Source organism: Terrabacter sp. LjRoot27 (assembly GCF_964254175.1).
GTDB lineage: Bacteria > Actinomycetota > Actinomycetes > Actinomycetales > Dermatophilaceae > Terrabacter.
In genome coordinates, this window is the sequence record NZ_CAXUSS020000001.1 from 696372 (window position 1) to 716092 (window position 19721).

At 72.6% G+C, this 19721-nt stretch carries 17 protein-coding genes; 11 read left to right on the forward strand and 6 right to left on the reverse strand.

Going from position 1 to position 19721, the window contains the following annotated elements; translation table 11 throughout:
* Nucleotides 1-7 precede the first annotated feature (7 nt).
* Nucleotides 8-844: a hypothetical protein gene (locus ACSQ2D_RS03225; RefSeq protein WP_435984588.1), complete on the forward strand. Its 837-nt coding sequence runs from the start codon at nt 8-10 to the stop codon at nt 842-844.
* Here ACSQ2D_RS03225 and ACSQ2D_RS03230 read toward each other — a convergent pair.
* On the reverse strand, nt 841-2004 hold the full coding sequence (locus tag ACSQ2D_RS03230; RefSeq protein WP_435984589.1) for a potassium channel family protein: 1164 nt from the start codon (nt 2002-2004) through the stop codon (nt 841-843). The genes ACSQ2D_RS03225 and ACSQ2D_RS03230 overlap by 4 nt on opposite strands.
* Nucleotides 2005-2279: 275 nt before the next feature.
* Here ACSQ2D_RS03230 and dnaK point away from each other — a divergent pair, with 275 nt between their 5' ends.
* From dnaK to ACSQ2D_RS03265, 7 genes are all read left to right on the forward strand, one after another.
* On the forward strand, nt 2280-4193 hold the full coding sequence (dnaK, locus tag ACSQ2D_RS03235) for a molecular chaperone DnaK (protein WP_435984590.1): 1914 nt from the start codon (nt 2280-2282) through the stop codon (nt 4191-4193).
* Complete coding sequence (locus tag ACSQ2D_RS03240; RefSeq protein WP_435984591.1) at nt 4190-4903, forward strand: nucleotide exchange factor GrpE; 714 nt, start codon at nt 4190-4192, stop codon at nt 4901-4903. The genes dnaK and ACSQ2D_RS03240 overlap by 4 nt, the downstream gene beginning before the upstream one ends.
* 89 nt (nt 4904-4992) lie before the next feature.
* Nucleotides 4993-6012: a DnaJ C-terminal domain-containing protein gene (locus tag ACSQ2D_RS03245; RefSeq protein WP_435984592.1), complete on the forward strand. Its 1020-nt coding sequence runs from the start codon at nt 4993-4995 to the stop codon at nt 6010-6012.
* Between the two features lie 16 nt (nt 6013-6028).
* Entirely contained in the window at nt 6029-6484 is a 456-nt protein-coding gene (locus ACSQ2D_RS03250; RefSeq protein ID WP_435987807.1) for a heat shock protein transcriptional repressor HspR, read from the forward strand.
* Between the two features lie 117 nt (nt 6485-6601).
* A complete protein-coding gene (locus tag ACSQ2D_RS03255) occupies nt 6602-9763 on the forward strand; it encodes an ATP-binding protein (RefSeq protein WP_435984593.1) in 3162 nt (1053 codons plus the stop codon).
* Between the two features lie 191 nt (nt 9764-9954).
* Entirely contained in the window at nt 9955-10689 is a 735-nt protein-coding gene (locus tag ACSQ2D_RS03260; protein WP_435984594.1) for an ANTAR domain-containing protein, read from the forward strand.
* A 9-nt stretch (nt 10690-10698) separates the two neighbouring features.
* Nucleotides 10699-10956 carry a hypothetical protein gene (locus ACSQ2D_RS03265; protein ID WP_435984595.1) on the forward strand — a complete coding sequence of 86 codons (258 nt, stop codon included), beginning with the start codon at nt 10699-10701 and terminating at the stop codon, nt 10954-10956.
* Nucleotides 10957-11011: 55 nt separating this feature from the next.
* On the opposite strand, the gene ACSQ2D_RS03270 is transcribed toward ACSQ2D_RS03265, so the two are convergent.
* Entirely contained in the window at nt 11012-11419 is a 408-nt protein-coding gene (locus ACSQ2D_RS03270; RefSeq protein WP_435984596.1) for a DivIVA domain-containing protein, read from the reverse strand.
* 149 nt (nt 11420-11568) lie between these two features.
* On the opposite strand from ACSQ2D_RS03270, the gene clpB reads away from it, so the two are divergent.
* The gene (gene clpB, locus ACSQ2D_RS03275) at nt 11569-14130 is read left to right on the forward strand and encodes an ATP-dependent chaperone ClpB (protein ID WP_435984597.1); all 2562 of its coding nucleotides are present in this window, start codon (nt 11569-11571) and stop codon (nt 14128-14130) included.
* A gap of 24 nt (nt 14131-14154) precedes the next feature.
* On the opposite strand, the gene ACSQ2D_RS03280 is transcribed toward clpB, so the two are convergent.
* Nucleotides 14155-14751, reverse strand: a complete 597-nt coding sequence (locus tag ACSQ2D_RS03280; protein ID WP_435984598.1) for an HAD family hydrolase — start codon at nt 14749-14751, stop codon at nt 14155-14157.
* Nucleotides 14748-15389: a hypothetical protein gene (locus tag ACSQ2D_RS03285; protein ID WP_435984599.1), complete on the reverse strand. Its 642-nt coding sequence runs from the start codon at nt 15387-15389 to the stop codon at nt 14748-14750. The genes ACSQ2D_RS03280 and ACSQ2D_RS03285 overlap by 4 nt, the downstream gene beginning before the upstream one ends.
* Before the next feature lie 120 nt (nt 15390-15509).
* On the opposite strand from ACSQ2D_RS03285, the gene ACSQ2D_RS03290 reads away from it, so the two are divergent.
* Both ACSQ2D_RS03290 and ACSQ2D_RS03295 read left to right on the forward strand, forming a co-directional pair.
* Complete coding sequence (locus ACSQ2D_RS03290) at nt 15510-16220, forward strand: LppX_LprAFG lipoprotein (protein ID WP_435984600.1); 711 nt, start codon at nt 15510-15512, stop codon at nt 16218-16220.
* A 7-nt stretch (nt 16221-16227) separates the two neighbouring features.
* Complete coding sequence (locus ACSQ2D_RS03295; protein WP_435984601.1) at nt 16228-17979, forward strand: MFS transporter; 1752 nt, start codon at nt 16228-16230, stop codon at nt 17977-17979.
* 4 nt (nt 17980-17983) lie between these two features.
* Here ACSQ2D_RS03295 and ACSQ2D_RS03300 read toward each other — a convergent pair whose 3' ends face one another.
* Nucleotides 17984-18874: an alpha/beta fold hydrolase gene (locus tag ACSQ2D_RS03300; protein ID WP_435984602.1), complete on the reverse strand. Its 891-nt coding sequence runs from the start codon at nt 18872-18874 to the stop codon at nt 17984-17986.
* Nucleotides 18871-19680, reverse strand: a complete 810-nt coding sequence (locus ACSQ2D_RS03305; protein ID WP_435984603.1) for an exodeoxyribonuclease III — start codon at nt 19678-19680, stop codon at nt 18871-18873. Before ACSQ2D_RS03305 ends, ACSQ2D_RS03300 begins: the two co-directional genes overlap by 4 nt.
* Nucleotides 19681-19721: the final 41 nt, after the last annotated feature.

Here is a 19721-nt window from a genome sequence, read left to right on the forward strand (position 1 = left end):
GCCGACCGTGGACGAGGTGGAGCGTCGGGTCGCGCTGGCGCGCAAGGCCGTCCGGGCGTACGCCGCGAACCCCAAGGTCGCGGCCGCGCTCATCGGCGGGTCCGTGGCCCGCGGCCTCGCGGACGCGTCGTCCGACATCGAGCTCGACGTCTACTGGTCCGCGCCGCCCACCGTGGCCGACCGCGAGGCGGCGATCGAGGGCGCCGGGCTGACCCGGGTCTACGCGGAGGAGGACGAGCACGAGTGGGCCGACGGCCTGCTCGTCGGCGGCGTCAAGACCGACGTCAGCGGCTTCGTCACGTCGACCATCGACACCTACCTCGACCGGGTGCTCGCGGGCGACACCGAGGCGGAGCTGCAGGTGCGCGTCACCGCCCTGCGCGACGGCATACCGCTCCACGGCCGCGAGGTCGTCGAAGCCTGGCGTGCGCGGTGCGACGACTACCCGGAGGCCCTGGCCGTGGCCCAGGTGCTCGAGGCGCTCGACCTGCGGCCCCGGGAGCGGCTCGAGATGCTCGCGGCCCGCGACGACGTCGTCCTGCTCCACCGCGACCTCGTCGACGGCGTGCAGGGGGTGCTCGACGCCCTCTTCGCGGTCAACCGGGTGTGGATGCCGCACCCCTTCCACAAGTGGCTCGACCGCGAGGCGACCCTGCTGGCCCACCGCCCCGAGCGCCTCGTCGAGCGCATCCGGGCGCTGCTCGTCGCGCCCCCGCACGACGCGGTGGCCACGCTGGTCGCCCTCGTCGAGGAGACGTACGACCTCGCGCACGAGCACGTGCCGGGGGCCGACGTCGCGCCGTTGCGCGCGGCCTTCGGGCTGCGACGGGTCGAGTACACCTAGGCGCGGCGCAGGCGGCTCGCGAGCCCCCGCGGCGCGTCGGGCACCGGGGGTGCGGCGGCGTCGGGCTCGAGGGCGCTCTCGTGGTCGAGCGGGCTCAGCGTGCCGAGGCTCTCGGCGACGACGACCGCGTGGTCGCCCCGGCGCAGGCGGAAGTCGGCCTTCGGGTTGGCGACGGTCACCCCGTCACGCACGATCGCGAGCAGGGTCGCCTCGTGCTCGGCCCGCAGGCGGGCCGAGAGCTCGTCGGTGGAGAGGTCGGCGTAGTCGTCGGGGAGCGACACCCGGTAGAGCTCGGATCCCTCGCCGCCCGAGACGATGTCGGTGACGAGCCCGGCGAGGCCGGGGTAGAGCGCCGAGCGGGCGAGCAGCCGCGACGCGAGGCGGGAGGTCACGAGGATCTCGTCGGCACGCGCCCGCTCGAAGTGCTCGACGTGCTTGGGGTTGTTGACCTCGACGACGGTGCGCACGGACGGGGCGAGGGTCTCGATGGCGAGGACGGCGAGGATCGAGCGCATGTCGGCCTCGTTGCTGCCGTCGGCGGGGAAGACGATGGCCGCGGAGGCCTCCCGGATCCCCGCGCGCTCGAGGTCGTGGGCGTTGGTCACGTCGCCGCGCACGAAGTAGACGCCCATGCCGGCGGGGTTGTTCTCGCTGTCGTGGACGAGCACGATCTTCGCGGTGAACTCGTCGCCCTTGAGCTCCTCGATGAGCTCGCGTGCGGTGGAGTTCCAGCCGCACACGACGATGTGGTCCTCGTAGCCGGCGGCACCCATGCCCTGGCCCTCCTTCAGCAGGAAGTCGATGACGAAGCCGACGAGCGCGGCAGTGAGGGCGGCGACGATCGCGACCCCGAAGAAGGCGAGGAACCAGCCGATGACGAAGCCGGGCCCCGACGTCACGTAGCTCGAGTCGCCCGACCCGATGACCGTCGTCACGGCCCAGTAGAACGAGCCCACCAGGCCCTTGGCCGACCGCTTCTCCGCCTCGAAGACCGTGACGAGGAGCGCTGCGAGCAGCACGAACCCGATGACCGCCCCGAGGAGGGACCGGAAGAAGTGCAGGTCGAGGCCCGCACCGATGCGTTGGACGTGGAAGCCGATGCGGCGCATGACGGGCAGCGCCAGCAGCGGCCGGAACGGCGTCAGGACGACGCGCTTCATCGCGACACGCACCGGACCCCCCGTCCGTCGCGCGAGACCCCCCACGGGACTCCCATCCCGACATGGTCCCGCTCCCGGGGCGTGCGTGGGGCGGATTCGGGTGAAGAGCCGGCCGTGGGCGGGAACAATCGCGCAACGCCCAGAGTTGAGTCGGGTGAACGCAAGATTTGCGAGTCCGGTTTTGACAATCACGTCGGAGCCGGAGCAGATTGAGCGAGGACCTGTTCCACCAGACCACCAGCTGCACACGATCTCTAGATCACAAGGAGTCACCCATGGCACGTGCCGTCGGAATCGACCTCGGTACCACCAACTCGGCCGTCTCCGTCCTCGAGGGCGGCGAGCCGAGCATCATCGCGAACGCCGAGGGCGGGCGGACGACCCCGTCCGTCGTCGCGTTCTCCAAGAACGGCGAGGTGCTCGTCGGCGAGGTCGCCAAGCGCCAGGCCGTCACGAACGTCGACCGCACGATCCGCTCGGTCAAGCGCCACATGGGCACCGACTGGAAGTCGCCCGAGATCGACGGCAAGACGTACACCGCCCAGGAGATCAGCGCGCGCATCCTGCAGAAGCTCAAGCGCGACGCCGAGTCCTACCTCGGTGAGACCGTCACCGACGCCGTCATCACCGTCCCCGCCTACTTCGACGACGCCGAGCGCCAGGCCACCAAGGAGGCCGGTGAGATCGCGGGCCTCAACGTCCTGCGCATCGTCAACGAGCCCACCGCCGCCGCGCTCGCCTACGGTCTCGACAAGGGCAAGGAGGACGAGCTCATCCTCGTCTTCGACCTCGGTGGCGGCACGTTCGACGTGTCCCTCCTCGAGGTCGGCAAGGACGCCGAGGACGGCTTCGCCACGATCCAGGTGCGCGCGACCAACGGTGACAACCACCTCGGTGGCGACGACTGGGACGACGTCGTCGTCCAGCACCTCATCACGCAGGTGAAGAACAAGACGGGTCAGGACCTGTCCAAGGACAAGATCGCGATGCAGCGCCTCCGCGACGAGGCCGAGCGCGCCAAGAAGGAGCTCTCCACCGCGACGAGCACCAACATCTCGGCGCAGTACATCTCGATGACGCCCGAGGGCCCGATCCACCTCGACGAGAACCTCACCCGCGCGCAGTTCGAGCAGATGACGAAGTCGCTCCTCGACCGCACCAAGGCGCCGTTCCACAAGGTCATCGAGGACGCCGGCATCAAGGTCGCCGACATCGACCACGTCGTGCTCGTCGGTGGCTCCACCCGCATGCCGGCCGTCACCGCGCTCGTCACCGAGCTGACCGGCGGCAAGGCCCCCAACAAGGGCGTCAACCCCGACGAGGTCGTCGCCATGGGCGCGAGCCTGCAGGCCGGTGTCCTCAAGGGCGAGCGCAAGGACGTCCTGCTCATCGACGTCACGCCGCTCTCGCTCGGCATCGAGACCAAGGGTGGCCTCTTCACCAAGCTCATCGAGCGCAACACCGCCATCCCGACGAAGCGCTCCGAGATCTTCAGCACCGCCGACGACAACCAGCCGTCGGTCCTCATCCAGGTCTTCCAGGGTGAGCGCGAGATCGCGCAGCACAACAAGTCGCTCGGCACCTTCGAGCTGACCGGCATCGCGCCGGCCCCGCGCGGGGTGCCGAAGATCGAGGTCACCTTCGACATCGACGCCAACGGCATCGTCAACGTCTCCGCCAAGGACCAGGGCACCGGCAAGGAGCAGAAGATGACGATCACCGGCGGCTCGGCCCTGTCGAAGGAGGAGATCGACAAGATGGTCAAGGACGCCGAGGCGCACGCCGACGAGGACCGCAAGCGCCGCGACGAGGCCGAGGCCCGCAACCAGGCCGAGCAGCTCGTCTTCTCGACCGAGTCCTTCCTCAAGGAGTCGGGCGACAAGGTCCCCGCCGACGTCAAGACGCCGGTCGAGGAGTCGCTCGCCGACCTCAAGGCCGCCATCGCCGAGGGCTCCGAGGCCACCGCCGACGACATCAAGGCCAAGGTCGAGGACCTCAACACGAAGTCCCAGGCCATGGGCCAGGCCGTGTACGCCACCGAGCAGGCCTCCGCGAACGCCGCGGGTGCTGCCGGGGCGCAGGACGGCGCTCCCGCCGACGACGCCACGGCGGGTGGGTCCGGCGCGTCCGACGACGACGTCGTCGACGCCGAGGTCGTGGACGACGACGAGGCCAAGGACGCCAAGTGACCGAGTCCCCGCACCACGGCACGTCCGGCGAGCAGCCCGACGTGACCGCGACGGGCGCGACGGGTGCCGGCGGCGACGCCGCCGGCACCCCGCCCCGTGGCGGTTCGGGCGACTCCGCCCACGGCGCGCGTCACCACAGCTACTACGAGGGCGGCGCGGGCGCGTCGTCCGAGCCCGGTGGTGAGGACGAGTTCGACCACACCGCGAACGACTCGGGCCAGACCGGCGAGTCCGGCGAGTCCGGCGAGTCCTCGGAGACCGAGGGCGTGGCCCTCGCCGAGGAGGACACCATGGCCGCGACGCTGCTCGCCGACCTGCAGCGACTGCAGGCCGAGTACGTCAACTACAAGAAGCGCGTCGACCGCGACCGTGAGGTCATCCGCCACACCGCGGTCGGCAGCGTCGTCGAGTCCCTGCTCCCGGTCCTCGACGACATCCACATGGCCCGCCAGGCCGGCGACCTCGCCGGCGGTCCGTTCGCGGCGATCGCCGACAAGCTCGAGGCGACCCTCGGTCGCTTCGGCGTCGAGCGCGTCGGCGAGGCCGGCCAGGAGTTCGACCCCAACGTGCACGAGGCCCTCATGCACGTCGAGGCCGAGCTGCCCGAGGGCGCGACGGGCACGACCGTCGTCCAGGTGCTGCAGCCCGGCTACCGCATCGGTGACCGGCTCGTCCGTGCCGCGCGGGTCTCGGTTGCCGACCCCGCCTGAGACGTCCGCCGCCGGGCTGCGCACGCAGCCCGGCGGCATACCCGATGATGGGAGCAGCGTGAGAGTCACCGTGAACGAGGAGGTGCGCCATGGCTAGTCAGGACTGGTTCGAGAAGGACTTCTACGCGATCCTCGGCGTGCCCCAGGACGCCGACGCCGCGACGATCAAGAAGACGTACCGCAAGGTCGCGCGCACGATGCACCCCGACCACAACGTCGGCGACTCCAAGGCGGAGGAGCGCTTCAAGGAGGTCGGGGAGGCGTATGCCGTCCTGTCCGACCCCGAGAAGCGGCGAGAGTACGACGCGATCCGCGCGATGTCGCACGGCGGTGCCCGCTTCACCGCGGGGGGCGCGGGTGGCCAGGGTGCCGGCTTCGAGGACATCTTCTCCGCCTTCGGCGGGGCCGGTGGTCCCGGTGGCCAGCGCGTGCGCTTCGACACCGGCGGGGCCGGCGGCCAGCCCAACCTCGAGGACATCCTCGGGCAGATGTTCGGCGGCGGCGCTGCCGGCGCTCCCCGCGGCGGCTACGGCAGCTACGGCGCGACGGCGGGGCCGCGCCCCGGGGCCGACGTCCAGGCGAGCACGCACATCGGCTTCCGCGACGCCGTCGAGGGCTCGACGGTCTCGCTCAGCTCTCCCGACCTCGGCCGCATCAACGCCCGCATCCCCGCAGGCGTCAAGGACGGCCAGCGGATCCGCCTGCGTGGCAAGGGTCGCCAGGGCGACCCCGGCGCGCCGGCCGGTGACCTCATCCTCACCGTGGCCGTCGACAAGCACCCGGTCTACGGCCGCGACGGCGACAACCTCACCCTCGACCTGCCCGTGACGTTCGCGGAGGCCGCGCTCGGCGCGACCGTCGCGGTCCCGACGCTCGACGGCGGGTCGGTCAAGGTCAAGGTCGCGCCCGGCACCCCGAGCGGCCGCGTCCTGCGGCTCAAGGGTCGCGGCGTCAAGCGGGGCGACCACGTCGGCGACCTGCTGGCCCGCGTGCAGGTCGTCGTGCCGCAGCGGCTGACCGACGAGGCCCGTGAGGCCGTCGAGAAGATGGCTGCAGCCGAGGACGGTCACGACCCCCGCGCCGACCTCTTCCAGCGCGCTCGCGCCTGACGGGACAGGGGTGACGATGATGGCCCGCAAGAGCGCCCGCCCCGGCGGGCACGACGACGACGCACCGGTCTTCGTCATCTCCGTCGCGGCCGAGCTGGCCGGCATGCACGCGCAGACGCTGCGGCAGTACGACCGGCTCGGCCTCGTCTCCCCGTCGCGCACGCGCGGGGGCGGACGGCGCTACAGCACGCGCGACGTCGAGCTGCTCCGGGAGGTGCAGCGCCTGTCGCAGGAGGGGGTCTCCCTCGCCGGCATCCAGCGCATCCTCGACCTCGAGAACCACGTGACGGCCCTCCGGTCGCGGGTCGAGGAGCTCACGGCCGAGCTGGCGGCGGCCCAGGCTGCCCTGTCGTCCGGCGCCCGGGTCTTCGCGGTCGGTCCGCGCGGCGAGGTGGTGGCGGTCCGACCGGGCCAGCGCCCGCCCAGGGCCCCGTCGTCCCAGGCGCTCGTCGTGTGGCGGCCCGAGCGCTAGCTTCTCGCCTCGGGGTGTCGCTGGCGTGTGTCAGACTGTGCACGCCTCAAGCAGATGGGGCGCGCCGTTGTGGAATGCCGCCGGAGGCAGCTTCTTGACCCCAGTCCCGGAGGTCGCGTGACCCCGCACCACCCCGAGGGCGTCCTTTCCGGCGCCCCCACGACGAACGCCTCGGGCCTCGGCGTGCCCTCGTCCCCGACCGGCATGCGCGACCTGTTCCTGCGCACCGACTGGTCAGCGACCTCCCTGGGGCCGGTCGAGTCCTGGCCGGCCAACCTGCGCGTCCTCGTCGACGTCTGCCTGTCGTCGCGGTTCCCGATGCTCGTCTGCTGGGGCCCCGACCTGCTCATGCTCTACAACGACGGCTACCGCACGATGCTCGGCGACAGCAAGCACCCCGAGGCGTGGGGCCGACCGGTGCGTGACGTCTGGCCCGAGGTCTGGGACGTCATCGGACCGATGTTCGAGGGCGTCACCAGTGGCGGCCCGGCGACGTGGGTCGAGGACGAGCTGCTCGTCGTCGACCGCGCCGGCTACCTCGAGGAGGCCTACTTCACGTGGTCCTACGGCGCCATCCACGACGACTCCGGCTCGGTCGTCGGCGTGCTCAACGTCGCCACCGAGACCACGGCGAAGGTCGTGGCCGAACGCCGCGCCGACGTGGCGTCCCGGCTCTTCGCGTCGCTGGCCGACGCCGAGGACGCGGAGGACGTACGCCGTCGCGCCCTCGAGGTGCTCCGCTCGGACGGTTTCGACCACCTCGCGAGCGACGTGCGCTGGTGGGCGGCGGGCGACGCCGCGCCGGCGACCGTCGACGACGAGGGCCGCACGGTGCACGTCGTGCCCGTCGTCGAGCCCGGGCTGCTCGAGCCCACGGCGCACCTGCTGCTCACCGAGAACCCCCGGCGCCCGTGGGACGCCCAGCTGCAGGTCTACGCCGAGCTGTGCGCCTCGCACGTCGCGATGGCCCTGAGCGGCATCCGCCGCCTCCAGGAGGAGCGTCACCGGTCCGAGGCGCTGGCCGAGCTCGACGTCGCGAAGTCCGACTTCTTCGCCAACGTCAGCCACGAGCTGCGCACGCCGTTGACGCTCATCGCCGGACCGGTGCAGGACGCCCTCGAGGCGGACGGCCTCGACCCCGAGCAGCGCCAACGCTTCGAGCTGATCCGCCGCAACACCGACCGCCTCGCCGGCCTCGTCGACCGCATCCTCGACCTCACGAGGGTCGAGGCCGGTGCCGTCGAGCCGCACTGGGTCCCGGCCGACGTCGAGGAGCTCGTCACCGGCATCGGCGCGAACTTCCGCCCCGCCATCGAGCGCACCGGCCTCGAGTTCGAGGTGGTGTGCGACGACCTCGACCACGAGGCCTACATCGACGTCGACATGTTCGAGCGCATCGTGCTCAACCTGCTGTCGAACGCCCTGAAGTTCACCGCGCGCGGGCGCATCTCGCTCCACCTGGGCGGCACCGACACCGGGTTCGCCGTCTCCGTGACCGACACCGGCATCGGCATCGCCGAGAAGGACCTCGACCTCGTCTTCGACCGCTTCCGGCAGCTGGACCGCGGCGACGACCGACGGTCGCGCGAAGGGGCCGGCATCGGCCTGTCGCTCGTGCGCCAGCTCGTCGACCTGCTCGGCGGCCGGGTCGCGGTCCAGTCGCGGCAGGGGCGTGGCAGCACCTTCACCGTGTCCTTCCCGTGGGGCCGACCCGCCGAGCGGGCCGCGCTGCGCCCCTCGATCACGCCGCGCTCGGCCGAGTCCTTCATCCACGAGGCGAGCAGCTGGGTCGTGCGCGACGCCGTCGCGGCCGAGATGCAGGCGTCGACCGCTGACGCAGGTGAGGCACCGGCGCAGCTGCCCGGCCCCACGTCACCGGCCACGAGGCCCGACGCGGTGCGCCCGACGCTGCTCGTCGTCGAGGACAACCACGACATGCGCGACTACATCGCGCGCCACTGCGTCGTCGACTACGACGTCGTGTCGGTGCGCGACGGGATCGAGGCCCTCGAGCACCTCCGCGTCCGGCGGCCGTCGATCGTCCTCGCCGACGTCATGATGCCGCGCATGGACGGCCTGACGCTCGTGCGGGAGATCCGCGCCGACCCGAGCCTTCGTGACCTGCCGGTCGTCCTGCTCTCCGCGCGGGCCGGTGTCGAGGCCAGCACCACCGGGCTGCTCGAAGGTGCCGACGACTACGTCATCAAGCCGTTCCAGCCCCAGGAGCTGCGCGCGCGCCTCGCCGCCAACCTCGTGCGAGCCCGTTCGCGGTCACGCGACGCCGCGTGGCTCCGCGCCATCCTCGGTGCCATCCAGGAGCCGTTCGTCGTCGTCGACGGTGACGGTCTCGTCGTCCAGGTCAACGAGGTCTTCACGCGTACGTTCGGCTGGTCGCTCGCCGACGGCCCGCTCGTGCCGCCCTACCCGTGGTGGATCCCGGAGTCCGAGTCGCCCGGCGAGCGCAGCGCGCACCAGCGACGCATGGAGCTGCTCCAGTCCGGCCGTCCCGTCGAGGACGACCGCTACCGCATCCTGAGGCGCGGTGGCGGTGAGGCCTGGGTCCACGTCCGGGCGGCGAGCGTGCCGGGCACGGCCGAGCACGACGGCTTCGTCATCGTCGTCGTCCGCGACGAGACGCGCGAGCGCGAGTCGCGCATGCGGCGCGAGCTGGCGGCCCGGATCGCCGTCGACCTCGCCACCGCGGAGGAGCTCGACCAGGTGCTCGCCACGGCCGTCACCGGCTTCACCGTGCTCTTCGACGGCACGGTGACCCTGCGCGTCTCGCCGACGAAGGGGGAGTCGGTCGTGCTGTCCCCGCGTGGTCGGGTGGACGTCGCCGACCTCGACCCGGGCGTCCGGCGCGGGCTCGAGTCCTCGCCCCACCGCCACGACGTCCTCGTCGGCGACAAGCGCGAGGGCCTCCTGCTGCTCCCGACCGCGCAGGACTCCGACTGCCGGGCCTGGGTGCAGTTCGACGAGCCACGGCTCGTCTCGAGTGACGAGCTCATCGTCGGCGACCTGCTCGCGCAGTCGCTCGGCCAGGCCGTCGACCGGGTCGTCGCGCGGCAGGCCCGGGCCCAGAAGGAGCACCAGCTCGAGCAGGCCATCGAGAGCCACCGGCTCATCGGCCACGCCGTCGGTGTCCTCATCGAGCGTCACCGCATCACGGCGACGCAGAGCTTCGAGATGCTCCGGCAGGCCTCGCTCAACCGCAACGTCAAGCTGCGCGAGATCGCGGCGCGGGTCGTCGAGAGCGGGCAGGACCCCGACCAGGCCTGACCGCCGCTGTCGAGACGCGACCTCCGGGGCCTGGGGCTCCGGAGGTCGCGTGCGTGTGGCCTTGTGCCGCCGGGGAATTGGCCTTTCCCAGCAATTGCCTCGTGTCGTGCTTTGTCCGGCGGCGTCGCGGGATGCAACACTGTCCTGCCTCCAAGTTCGCGGGCCTTCCCACGCATACCCTGGAGGCCCCCGTGACGGTCCTGCGTCCGGCGACGGCAGCGAACGACGACCGCGTGCCCGACGTGGCAGCTCGGATCACCGCCGCGGCGCGGCAGCTGGTCCGTGCGGAGGACCTCGAGGAGGCGCTCGCACTCGCTGCGTCCGCGCTCGGTCAGGCGCTCTCCGGCGAGGCCGTGATCCGGATGACCGCCACCCAGCACGACCTGCTCGCCAACGCCTCGGGTGTCGTTCCGCCGTCGGCGCTGCCCCCGGCCGTCCGCGAGGTCCTCTCCGGTCCCGTCGAGCTCGACAGAGAGACGGGGGAGACGGGGGAGGCGGGGGAGACGAGGGAGACGGTGGGGCCGATGGAGCCCGGTGGCGCCGGGACCCGCGGCATCCTCATGGAGTCCTCGGGCATCCACGCCACGTGCCGGGTGTGGGCCGGCGTGGCGCAGGCGCCGGGTCCCGGTCCGGCCGAGCGGACCGTCGCCGAGCTGCTCCTGCACGCGCTGGCGCAGGCCGTGGACCGCATCGTCACGGTCGACCGCTTCCGCCAGAACGAGGCCAACCTCGAGCGCGCGGTCGAGAGCCACCGGCTCGTCGGCCAGGCCATGGGCATCCTCATCGAGCGGCACCGGATCGTGTCGGAGGAGGCCTTCGACGTGCTCCGGCGCGCGTCGCAGGACCACAACGTCAAGCTGCGCGAGGTCGCCCAGCGCGTCATCGAGACCGGCGCCGAGCCGGACGAGGTCGTCGGTCGGTCCTAGGCTGGGCGGGTGAGCCCGACGGACGACGCCCAGCACCTCATCGTGCTGCCGGAGCGTGACGTCGCCGAGGAGCTCGCCGAGGAGCTCGAGGCAGAGGGGCTGCCCGACGTCCGGGTCGTGCGTGAGGCGCTCGCGGGCGAGGACGACTCCGAGGCCCACGAGTGGGCGGTCTACGTCCGCACCCCTTCCGACCCCGCGTATGCCGTCCGCTTCCAGGCGCTCGCGGCAGCCCACGACGGCTGGTACGACCCCGACCCGCACGACTGAGCAGCGGTGATGGCCGCGCGCTCCAGGTGACGATCGACAGTGACTCGTGGGCAGGTCAGCGACCGAGGAGGCGCGCGAGGAAGCCACGCGGGGGCTCCGTGACGGCGGACGGGAGCGGAGCAGCCGGCCCTGACGCACCGCGGGTGCTCGCGGCGGCGTTCGGGCTCACGCCGGAGTCGGCGCTCGTGTCGCCGGGCGGGGTGGTCGCCCCGCCGAGCGCGGTGGTGACCCGATCGAGGGCGGCGTCGACGTCGGCCATGTCGTAACCGCGCCGGGCGGTCGTCGTCGGGAACAGGCAGGCGTGCACCGCGGCGACGATCTCGTGGTCGGCGTCGCCCGACAGGAGCCGCTGGACGAGTCCGTCGATGAGGTCGTCGACAGCCCCCTCGTCGTAGCCCTGACGGAACTGGGTGGTGCGGAAGCGCGCGGTGCGCAGCTCGTCGGCGATGGCGGTGCGGTCCATCCCGCGACCTTAGGCGGGCCGCTCCACGCCGGCGCGGCGGCGCGCCCCGGCGGTATACGTCACCATCCCGTGACGCACGAAGTTGAGTGGAATAGACTCAAGTCAGCGCCGGTTGATCCCAGTGAACCGATCCCTCACCAGGAGTACGCATGGACCTACAGCTGACCAACAAGGCTCAGGAGGCCTTCGCCCAGGCCGCGACGACCGCGACGGGCAAGCACCATCCGAACATCGAGCCGGCACACCTGCTGCTCGCGTTGGCAGCCCAGAGCGGCACGACCACCCCGGCCCTGCTCACCGCCGGGGGCTCGAGCGTCGCTGCGGCGACCGCCGCTGCCGAGCGCGCCATGGCCGCCATGCCGCAGGTCACCGGCGGCGCCCAGCAGCCGCAGCTCTCGGCGACGGCCGGGCGCGTCGTCCAGCAGGCGCAGCAGTACATGACGGCGACGGGCGACTCCTACGTGTCCACCGACCACCTCCTCCTCGCCATCGCTCGCACGGGCCAGTTCGGCCTCGACGCCGATGCCATCGAGGCGGCCATCCCGGAGCTGCGCGGCGGGCGTCCCGTGACGTCCGACAACCCCGAGGGCACCTTCGAGGCGCTCGCGAAGTACGGCACGGACCTCACCGCCCGGGCGAGGGAGGGCAAGCTCGACCCCGTCATCGGCCGCGACGCCGAGATCCGCCGTGTCGTCCAGGTGCTCTCGCGCCGGACCAAGAACAACCCCGTCCTCATCGGCGAGCCCGGCGTCGGCAAGACCGCCGTCGTCGAGGGCCTCGCCCAGCGCATCGTCGAGGGCGACGTGCCCGAGAGCCTGCGCGACAAGACCCTCTACTCCCTCGACCTCGGCTCGATGATCGCCGGCGCGAAGTACCGCGGCGAGTTCGAGGAGCGGCTCAAGGCCGTCCTCGAGGAGATCAAGGGCAGCGACGGCCAGATCGTCACCTTCATCGACGAGATCCACACCGTCGTCGGCGCTGGCGCCGGCGGCGAGGGCGCCATGGACGCCGGCAACATGCTCAAGCCCATGCTCGCCCGCGGCGAGCTGCGCCTCGTCGGCGCGACGACCCTCGACGAGTACCGCAAGCACATCGAGAAGGACGCGGCGCTCGAGCGCCGCTTCCAGCAGGTCTTCGTCGGCGAGCCCTCCGTCGAGGACACCATCGCCATCCTCCGCGGCCTCAAGGAGCGCTACGAGGGGCACCACAAGGTGACCATCGCCGACTCCGCCCTGGTCGCCGCGGCCAGCCTCTCCGACCGCTACATCAGCGGCCGCCAGCTGCCCGACAAGGCCATCGACCTCATCGACGAGGCCGCCTCCCGGCTGCGCATGGAGATCGACTCGAGCCCCGTCGAGATCGACGAGCTCCGGCGTGCCGTCGACCGCCTCAAGATGGAGGAGTTCGCCCTCGAGCAGGAGAGCGACGCGGCGAGCAAGGACCGCCTCGAGCGCCTGCGCAAGGACCTCGCCGACCGGTCCGAGGAGCTCGCCGCCCTCAACGCCCGGTGGGAGGCCGAGAAGTCCGGGCTCAACGCCGTCGGTGACCTCAAGGCCCGCATCGACGACCTGCGCACGCAGGCCGACCGGCTCCAGCGCGAGGGCGACCTCGGCGCCGCGTCCAAGATCCTCTACGGCGACATCCCGACCCTCGAGAAGGAGCTCGCGACCGCCCAGGAGCGCGAGGCCGCGGCCACGACCGGCGACGACGAGCCGATGGTCAAGGAGGAGGTCGGCGCCGACGACATCGCCGACGTCATCTCCGCCTGGACCGGCATCCCCGCCGGCCGGCTCATGGAGGGCGAGTCCGAGAAGCTGCTGCACATGGAGCAGCACATCGGTGCGCGCCTCATCGGCCAGACCGACGCCGTGCGAGCCGTCTCCGACGCGGTGCGCCGCACCCGGGCCGGGGTCTCCGACCCCGACCGGCCGACCGGCAGCTTCCTCTTCCTCGGCCCGACCGGCGTCGGCAAGACCGAGCTGGCCAAGAGCCTCGCCGACTTCCTCTTCGACGACGAGCGCGCCATGGTCCGCATCGACATGTCGGAGTACTCCGAGCGGCACTCCGTCGCGCGCCTCATCGGTGCGCCTCCCGGCTACGTCGGCTACGAGGAGGGTGGCCAGCTGACCGAGGCCGTCCGCCGCCGGCCCTACTCCGTCATCCTGCTCGACGAGGTCGAGAAGGCCCACCCCGAGACGTTCGACATCCTGCTCCAGGTCCTCGACGACGGCCGCCTCACCGACGGCCAGGGTCGCACCGTCGACTTCCGCAACGTCATCCTCGTGCTCACCTCCAACCTCGGGTCGCAGTTCCTCACCGACCCGACGCTGAGCCCCGAGGCGCGACGGGAGTCGGTCATGGGCGTCGTGCGCTCGTCGTTCAAGCCCGAGTTCCTCAACCGGCTCGACGAGGTCGTCGTCTTCGACGCCCTGAGCCGCGACGACCTCGCCCACATCGTCGACCTGCAGGTGCGAGCCTTCGCCGAGCGGCTCTCCGACCGGCGCATCACGCTCGAGGTCACCGACGACGCGCGCCGGTGGCTCGCGGCGCGCGGCTACGACCCCGCCTACGGCGCCCGGCCGCTGCGTCGCCTCGTCCAGCGCGAGATCGGCGACCGGCTGGCACGCGGCCTGCTCTCGGGCGAGGTGCGCGACGGCTCCACCGTCACGGTGGGCGTCGGCGCCGACGGGGAGGCTCTCGTCCTCGTCTGACGGGCCCGTACCGTCACACCCTGATCAGCGGGTGAAGAGCTCTGCGTCCCAGCCGAACTCGCGAGCGGCCGTCACGTTGTCGTCGCGGTCGTCGGTGAACCAGACCTCGTCGCGCGCCACCACGCGCCCGAGGTCGGCCTCGATGGCGCGGTGGGCGGCGGCATACGCGAGCGGGTCCGGCTTGGCGACGCCGAAGTCGGCGCTGTTGAGCAGACCGTCGAAGAGCCGGGTGATCCCGAGCAGCTCCATCTCCTGCGGCACGTAGTCGGTGCCGTTCGTGAAGACGTAGGTGCGGTGGCCGTCGGACCGGAGGGCCTCGAGGCGCTCGACGGTCTCGTCGATGACGGTGCCGCGGTGCTCGCGCCACCGCGCCATGTGCTCGCGCACCCGCGCCGGCTCGGGGACGACCTCCTCGAGCGCGGCGCAGATGGCGGCGTACCACTGGTCGAAGCTGCGTCGACCGGTGATGGTCGGCAGGAGCAGCTCGCTGCGGAACGCCGTGGCCGAGACGTGTCCGGCCGGCAGACCCAGCGCGGCCTCGATCGCGGGGTCGGCGTCGCCCGGGGCGAAGTCCCGGACGACGCCGTCGAGGTCGAAGACGTAGGCGGTGTGCTCCCTCACACCGTCGAGTCGCGCTGCTCGCGCTCGTCGGGGGAGGTGGTGTCGGCCGGGTCGAGGGCGTCGCTGCGGTCGGCGCGACGGCTGGCCCGCGTCTCGGCCGGGCGCTCGACGCTGCCCGCCGAACCCGGCTCGTCGGCCCACGACGCGGTGCCCTCCTGGACGCTGCCCTCGGCGCGGCCGGTCACGACGTCGGCCACCGACGGGCCCTCACGCTCGCGCCACTCGGCCTCGCGGCGCGACAGCTCGGCCTCACGGGTGTCGAGCCCCTCGTGCCGGGCGGAGAGCTCGCTCTCGCGGCGGCGCAGGTCCTCGTCACGCAGCCCGGCCTCCTGGAAGCGGCGCTCGTGGTCGAGGCGCGCGGCCTCGGCGTTCTCCTCGACCTCGGTGATGTGCGCCGTCTCCTTGTCCTCACGGCGCAGGCGGGCGCGGCGCCGGGCCGCGGCCGAGACCATGGCCCAGCCGAGCGCGAAGAGCAGGACCGCGGCGGCGCCGTAGACGACGAGCTCGAGCGGGGTCGCGTTGCGCGTGAAGCCGAAGGCCGTGACGGCGACCGTCCCGGACGCGGCGTGGGTCGCCAGGTATGCGACGACACCGGCTCCGGCGCCGACCAGCAGCAGGATGACTCCGAGCAGGGCCATGGGTTCGTGCTCCTTCGTCTGGTGGCAGGGTGGTCCTGCCGTGATCGTCCCCGACCCTAGCCATACCCACATTCCCGTGGCGGACCGAGGCGACGGGCCTCCTCGGTTAGCCTGACCCCCATGCGCATCACGGGAAAGCTCGCCGCTGCTGCCCTCTCGGCGCTCTGCGTCGTCGGGGTGGCCTCCTGCTCGAGCGACCCGGAGGGGTCGACGCCGAGCGCGTCGCAGCTCTCGCCGGCACAGCAGCTCGCGGCCGCCAAGGCCAAGGTCGACGCCGCGCCGTCGGTGCACCTCACGCTCGCGAGCAGCAACGTCCCGCAGGGTTCGAGCGGTGTCGTGTCGGCCGACGGTTGGGGCAAGCACCCGCCCGCGTTCAAGGGCACCTTCAAGGTGACGCTCAAGGGCATCCAGGCCGACGCCGAGATCACCTCGCTCGACGGTGAGGTCTACGCCAAGCTGCCCCTCATCCCGGGCACGAACAAGATCGACCCCAAGACCTTCGGCCTGCCCGACCCGGCCGTCCTCTTCTCCCCCGACAAGGGGCTGACGACGCTCCTCACCGCGACGACCTCCCCGGTCGCGGGCGAGAAGGTGCGACAGGGCTCCGAGGTGCTGACGACGATCACCGGCAGCGTGCCGGGCAAGGCCGTCACCGACCTCTTCCTCATCGGCGACCCCAACGGCACGTTCCAGGCGACCTACGGCCTGACCGACTCGCAGGAGCTGCGACAGGTCGTCATCACGGGGCCGTTCTACGGCGCCGGCACGACGTCGACGTACACCCTGACGCTCGACCAGTACGGCCAACCCGTCACGATCACCAAGCCCTGACGCGCCGGTGACGACACCACCGCCACCGGGGCCCGCGGCCGCCACCCACCGCCTCGCGCTGCTCTCCGCGGCCTCGGCGGCGGTCGCGCTCGCCGCCGCCGACACGTACGTCGTCGTCCTGGCGCTCACCGACATGATGGCCGGCGTCGGCATCGGCATCGACGCCCTCCAGCGGGCGACGCCGATCATCTCCGGCTTCCTCCTCGGCTACATCGCGGTGCTGCCGCTCATCGGCCGGCTCTCCGACCTGCTCGACCGTCGCCGCATCCTGCTCGGCTGCCTCCTCGTCTTCGTCGTCGGCTCGGCCGTCACGGCGCTCGCCGTCGAGATGCCGGTGCTCGTCACCGGTCGGGTGCTCCAGGGCATCGGCGGCGGCGGCCTCGTCCCCGCGACCCTCGCCCTCGTCGCGGACCTCTGGCCGGCGCACCGCCGGGGCACGCCGCTCGGAGTCGTCGGCGCCGTGCAGGAGCTCGGCTCGGTGCTCGGCCCGGTCCTCGGCGCCGTCGTCCTGGCGTGGTCGGGATGGCGGGCGATCTTCTGGCTCAACGTCGCCGCCGCCCTCGTGCTGTATGCCGTCATCCACCTCCTCGGTGCCAGCCCGGTCGCGTCGGGGTCGGGTGACGTCGCCGCCGGGTCGCGCTCGCGGGCTCACCGCGTCCGGTCGGTCGTCACCGGCCTGGTGCTGCTCCTCGGCCTCGGTGTCACCGGACTCGCTCTCGCCGCCCCCGAGTCGCTCGTCACCGACGTCGCGCTCGGGGAGCCCTTCGTGCCCTTCGCCGGCAGCTCGCGCGTGCTGACGCCGCTCGGGGTCGTGGGGCTCGGGCTGCTCGCCGTCGTCGCGGTGCTGACGGCTCCCCGGTGGTGGGCCGTGCTGCGCCGGGCCGACCTCGTCGGCGCCCTGCTCGTCGCGGTCGCGCTCGGCAGCCTCGTGCTCACCTTCGCGTCGTCCGACCCGGAGAAGGAGGTCGTCGGCCCGCTCGGCTACAGCCTGCTGCCCGTCGGCGCCGTCGCCCTCGTCGCGCTCGTGTGGTGGCACCGCCACGCCGCCGACCCGCTCATCCCGAGGGGGGTCGTCGGGGCCCGCGGCCTGCGCGCCCTCGTCGTCAGCCTCCTCGTCGGCGCGGCACTCGTCGCCGTCGTCGTCGACGTGCCGCTCCTCGCGCGTCTCACGGACAGCTACGACGAGACCGGCGCCGCGCTCGTCCTCGTCCGCTTCCTGCTCGCCGTCCCCGTCGGGGCCCTCCTCGGCGGGTGGTCGCTGCGCCGCCTCGGCGACGGTGCGGTGGCGGGGGTCGGGCTGCTCCTCGCCGGGGCCGGACTGCTCGTCATGTCGCGCTGGACGCTCGACTCGGTCGGCGACACGGTGCCGGCGACGGTCGTCCTCGTCGTCGTCGGTCTCGGCATGGGTCTCGCGCTCGCGCCGGTCAACAACGCAGCGCTCGCCGACTCACCGGCCGACGCCCACGGCGTGGCGAGCTCCCTCGTCGTCGTCGCCCGGATGGTCGGCATGGTCGTCGGTCTCGCGCTGCTCACGTCGATCGGGCTCAACCGCTACTTCGAGGCCGTGCGGCGGCTGCCGGACCAGCTCGACACCGACGCCCTCATCGGGGCCGGCGTCGTCCAGGTGCAGACGGTCTTCCTCGGCGGTGCGATCGCCGCCCTGCTCGGGTCCGCCGTGGCCTTCACGCTCGGCGTGGCGGGCCGGGGCACGGCAGCGGAGCGTGACGACGCCGACGAACCGCGCTTCGTCGCCCTCTGAGCACTCAGACGGGGACGGGCTGGGTGCGCAGCTCGGCGAGCAGCCCGCGCACCTCGTCGGCCACGACCTCGGTGGCCTCCCACGGCAGCATGTGACCGGCCTTCGGCATCTCGACGAACGTCGCGTGCGGCAGGGCGACGCGCAGCGCGCGTGCCCGGGTCACGGGCATGAGCGGGTCGTGACGGCCGGCGACGATGGCGACCCGCACGCGCTCGAGGGCGGGGAAGCCCGCCCGCTGGTCGACGGTGAGCAGCGCGCCGTAGAACGCGGCGAAGGTCGTCAGCTTCGTCGAGGCCACCTGCTCGCAGGCCGTCTCGACGTCCGCGGGGTCGGCGCCGTCGCCGAAGAGCGCCCGCACGAGAGCGCGGATCCGGGCGTTGCCGCCGGGTGGCAGCGGCAGGCCCTTGGCGGCGAGGCGCATCACGGCGGCCTCTCCGGTGCGCTCGCCGAGCGAGACGTGGGAGGACGCGGTCGCGACGAGGAGCGCCGCCCGCACGCGCGAGCCGAAGAGGTCGGGCCGCTGCCCGGCCAGCGCCATGACCGTCATGCCGCCCATCGAGTGCCCCGCGAGCAGGACGGGGGAGGACGGCGGCACGACGGCGCGCAGCACGACGTCGAGGTCGCGTCCCGTGTGGTCGACGGACATCGACGCCAGCTCGGCCCGGCGCAGGCCGATCGTCGAGCGCCCGTGCCCGCGCTGGTCCCACAGCACGACCCGGACCGGCTCGTCGGCGAGCTCCTCGACGACCGGGAGCCAGCTCTCGTGGTTGACGGCCCAGCCGTGGGCCAGCACGAGGGTCGGCGCCTCCGGCGGCAGCCCGGGGTCGACGTGGGTGTGGACCGAGAGGATGGCGCCGTCGGGCGTGACGATGCCGCGGCGGTCGTGGCGCCTCACGCGTCGGACCCCGACGCCTCGCCGACCTGGAAGACGACGGGGGCGTGGTCGGACGCGCCTTTGCCCTTGCGCTCCTCGCGGTCGATGGCGGCCCCGACGACGCGCTCGGCGAGGGCGGGGGAGCAGAGCGCGAAGTCGATCCGCATGCCCTGGCGCTTCTGGAAGCGCAGCTGCGTGTAGTCCCAGTACGTGAAGGTGCCAGGCTCGTCCGTGTGCGGGCGCACGACGTCGCTGAAGCCGGCGTCGACGACCCCCTGGAAGGCAGCGCGCTCACCGGGCGAGGTGTGCGTCTTGTCCTCGTAGTAGGGGACGCTCCAGACGTCGGCGTCGGTCGGGGCGATGTTCCAGTCGCCGAGCAGGGCGATCTGCGCCTCGGGGTCCTCGGCGAGCCAGCCACGTCCGGCCGCCGCCAGTGCCTCGAGCCAGCTCAGCTTGTAGACGAGGTGGTGGTCGTCGAGCGAGCGGCCGTTGGGGACGTAGAGGGACCACACGCGTACGCCGTCGCAGAGCGCGCTGATGGCGCGCGCCTCGGGCGCCGCCGGGTCGCCCCAGCCGGGCATCCCGTCGAACCCGACGCGCACGTCCTCGAGGCCGACGCGGGAGACGACGGCGACGCCGTTCCACTGGCTCAGGCCGTGGTGGGCCACCTCGTAGCCGAGGGCCTCGAAGCGCTCGAGCGGGAACTGGTCCGCGCGGGCCTTGGTCTCCTGGATCGCGAGCACGTCGACGTCGCTGCGCTCGAGCCAGGCGGTGACGCGGTCGACGCGGGATCGGATGGAGTTGACGTTCCAGGTGGCGATGCGCACAGTCGGCCACCCTAGACCGCCGCGCCGACGGCTGGTGCCTA

Coding starts and splice junctions, on each gene's coding strand:
- ACSQ2D_RS03230 (WP_435984589.1), bottom strand. CDS start 2,004: ATGAAGCGCGTCGTCCTGACGCCGTTCCGGCCGCTGCTGGCGCTGCCC.
- dnaK (WP_435984590.1), top strand. CDS start 2,280: ATGGCACGTGCCGTCGGAATCGACCTCGGTACCACCAACTCGGCCGTC.
- clpB (WP_435984597.1), top strand. CDS start 11,569: ATGGACCTACAGCTGACCAACAAGGCTCAGGAGGCCTTCGCCCAGGCC.
- ACSQ2D_RS03270 (WP_435984596.1), bottom strand. CDS start 11,419: ATGGACCGCACCGCCATCGCCGACGAGCTGCGCACCGCGCGCTTCCGC.
- ACSQ2D_RS03245 (WP_435984592.1), top strand. CDS start 4,993: ATGGCTAGTCAGGACTGGTTCGAGAAGGACTTCTACGCGATCCTCGGC.
- ACSQ2D_RS03290 (WP_435984600.1), top strand. CDS start 15,510: ATGCGCATCACGGGAAAGCTCGCCGCTGCTGCCCTCTCGGCGCTCTGC.
- ACSQ2D_RS03250 (WP_435987807.1), top strand. CDS start 6,029: ATGATGGCCCGCAAGAGCGCCCGCCCCGGCGGGCACGACGACGACGCA.
- ACSQ2D_RS03285 (WP_435984599.1), bottom strand. CDS start 15,389: ATGGCCCTGCTCGGAGTCATCCTGCTGCTGGTCGGCGCCGGAGCCGGT.